Annotated in this window: 1 protein-coding gene; it reads right to left on the reverse strand. The window is 64.4% G+C overall.

Annotated features, from left to right (window positions below):
• Nucleotides 1–61 precede the first annotated feature (61 nt).
• On the reverse strand, nt 62–388 hold a 327-nt coding region (locus BQ17_RS21355; protein ID WP_218068038.1), incomplete at its 5' end, for a hypothetical protein.

Consider the following 388-nt stretch of genomic DNA (forward strand, 5'->3'; position numbering starts at 1 on the left):
GACGCTGGGACCGCCGTCTTTCAGACGGCTTACCCACCCAATGACCAGCTGTCGGCAACGGTCAGAGCAGACGCCTTATGGGCCGCACCAGATAACGCCGGATCGCCGGCAGGTTTAGTTCCCGGGTATACGAATGGTGGACACCGGCTTGATTCTCTCCGCAGCGCGGAGCAACCAGGTTCCCACACAGCGCGTGGGAACGAGAAATCCCAGGAGCCGACAGGATGTCAGCGGTCCCAGGGGCCGACAAAATGTCAGCGGTCCCAGGGGCCGACAGGATGTCAGCGGTCCCAGGGGCCGACAGGATGTCGGCGGTCCCAGGGGCCGACAAAATGTCGGCGGTTCCGGGGACGCTGGGACCGCCGTCTTTCAGACGGCTTACGCACCC

Source organism: Candidatus Thiosymbion oneisti (assembly GCF_900092655.1).
GTDB classification, from domain to species: Bacteria; Pseudomonadota; Gammaproteobacteria; order Chromatiales; family Chromatiaceae; genus Thiosymbion; species Thiosymbion oneisti.